5 protein-coding genes are annotated in these 2,048 nt (G+C 56.0%); 4 read left to right on the forward strand and 1 reads right to left on the reverse strand.

From position 1 onward, the window contains the following. The 4 genes from GOB86_RS15965 to GOB86_RS15315 form a co-directional block, all read left to right on the forward strand. Positions 1-215 (forward strand): hypothetical protein (locus GOB86_RS15965; protein ID WP_206752710.1); only part of this gene is annotated, 215 nt, incomplete at its 5' end. Further along, positions 212-487 carry a type II toxin-antitoxin system Phd/YefM family antitoxin gene (locus GOB86_RS15305; protein ID WP_010668421.1) on the forward strand — a complete coding sequence of 92 codons (276 nt, stop codon included), beginning with the start codon at positions 212-214 and terminating at the stop codon, positions 485-487. The genes GOB86_RS15965 and GOB86_RS15305, both read left to right, overlap by 4 nt. Next, positions 484-753 carry a Txe/YoeB family addiction module toxin gene (locus tag GOB86_RS15310; RefSeq protein ID WP_014106724.1) on the forward strand — a complete coding sequence of 90 codons (270 nt, stop codon included), beginning with the start codon at positions 484-486 and terminating at the stop codon, positions 751-753. The genes GOB86_RS15305 and GOB86_RS15310 overlap by 4 nt, the downstream gene beginning before the upstream one ends. A gap of 12 nt (positions 754-765) precedes the next feature. Next, a complete protein-coding gene (locus GOB86_RS15315; protein WP_194301219.1) occupies positions 766-1,437 on the forward strand; it encodes a DUF6118 family protein in 672 nt (223 codons plus the stop codon). Between the two features lie 297 nt (positions 1,438-1,734). Here the strand turns inward: GOB86_RS15315 and GOB86_RS15325 are convergent. Beyond that, positions 1,735-2,048 (reverse strand): Tn3 family transposase (locus tag GOB86_RS15325; RefSeq protein ID WP_165993519.1); only part of this gene is annotated, 314 nt, incomplete at its 5' end.

Genomic DNA, 2,048 nt, shown 5'->3' on the forward strand with positions numbered 1-2,048 from the left:
ACCAACGTGATCATGGAGACGAGGAGGCCCGTCCCGGAGCAGCGTGTTCTGGCCAGCCACGACGTGTCGCCTTTCGAGGCGGCTGGTGTGCGGGTTTTCAATCTGTGGGGGCTGGCCGTGTCTCGCTCCAGACCACGCGGTATCGAGAGGGAGATGCAAAACAGGAGACGTACAGAAAACTGTACGTTATGGTGGCCATGGAGGATCGATCATGACCTATGTTTCCTATACCGACCTGCGCCAGAACCTGGCGCATTATCTGGACGAAGCAGTGAACAGCCGTGCGCCGATTGTCGTGACCCGCAAGACCGGGAAAGGCAGTGTCGTGCTGATGTCGGAAGAAGAATTCTCCGGCTGGCAGGAAACCGTGCATCTCCTGAGCAGCCCACGCAACGCGGAGAGGCTGTTGCGGAGCATTCGTGACATCGAGCACGGGGCGGCAACCGAGCATGATCTTCTGGAGCCTCAGGGTGAACCGTCAGCGTGAAAGTCATTTTTCATGAAGATGGCTGGGAGGATTATCTTTCGTGGTTTCAGTCAGACAATGCGGTTCTTGAGAAGATCAATGCCCTGATCGAGGATGTGCGTCGGCATCCGTTTCAGGGGATAGGGAAGCCGGAACCCCTGAAGGGGCAGCTTTCTGGGTGGTGGTCCCGACGGATTACGGGAGAACATCGTCTGGTCTACCGGGTTCAGGGGCGCGCGGGAGAGGATCAGCGGATCGAGATTGCCCAGTGCCGGTTTCATTACTGAATGGAGAACGTCATGAGTGAGACATATCCGGCTGAGCGCGCATTTGCCGATCTGTGCGCTGAAATGACGGTGCTCCGGCGCAGCGTGGAAGCGTTGCCGCAGGCATGGCGGGACAATCGGCCTCCGGATTACACAGAGGATCTGGCCCGTGTCGTGAAGGCTATGAATGCAGTCGGTGCACGAATGGAGGCGATTGAGGCCAATCCGACGCTGAAGATGACGCCCCAGGCGTATGGGCAAGGGATTCGTCAGGCCGGGATTTCTGCCAGTCAGGAGATGCAGGCAGCGTTTCAGAAAGCGATAGGTGAGGTTCAGGGGGAACGTCGGGTTCTTGCCAATATCATTGGTCAGTCCCGTCAGCAGGATCGTCAGAACTGGTGGCTGTTAGGGGTGGGTCTTGCATGTCTTGTTGTAGGGATCGGGTTATCGCCTGTGCTGGCGTATCTCCTGCCTTCTTCTATCGGGACGCGGGTGGCATCCTTTATTGTCGGGGAGAAAGATCGCTGGAACTCTGGGGCCATGATGATGGCAGTCAGCAATCCTGAAGGCTGGCAACGTGTACGTGAGGACAGCCAGCTGGTTGAGGCCAACAGAGACAGGATCGCAGCCTGCCAGAAAGCGGCATCGGGTCAGGAAAAAACTCAGAAACCCTGTGTCATCATTGTTTCGGCAGAGCAGGAATAGTCTTCAGGGGATAAAAGCCGACAGCAGAATATGACATGTCAAAGAAACCGGATTTCTTTGACGGATTGTTCTGACGTGTTAGAAAAAATGGATATCGCTACCACGTCAGGATGTCATGTTAACGCCAACCTACCCTATTCGACCTTTGCCGCCTCAGACGGACATAGAAACGGTTCCGGTTCTCAAGGCGCTGGTCGAGGCTAATAAGGCTCTGGCAGAGCTGAAGGGGATCACGACACGAAAGTGTATTTTACGTACGCTTGGAGTGAACACCTGTAGAACTGGCCACATTGAGGTTCACGCAACAAGTAGGGATGCAGGTACCCGAAGCGGTCGTAACGCGCCAGCTTCGGGCTGCTCATCGACATTCCAGCGATAGTCGCCTGTCAGAGAAATATGCTCCCAGCCGAGGGGTGCGATATGCTGGGCCAGGTCATCTGAAATACCGAGCGTCGTGATGGCAGACTGAAGATAGCGCGTATTCCATAGGATGACCGCTGCCACCAGCAGGTTCAGACCTGACGCCCGATAGGCCTGATTTTCAAAACGCCGATCCCGCAGTTCGCCAAGCTGATTGAAGAAGAGCGCCCGAGCCAGCGCATTCCGGGCTT

Origin of the sequence: Acetobacter lambici, assembly GCF_011516885.1 — a bacterium.
Taxonomy (GTDB): Bacteria; Pseudomonadota; Alphaproteobacteria; order Acetobacterales; family Acetobacteraceae; genus Acetobacter; species Acetobacter lambici.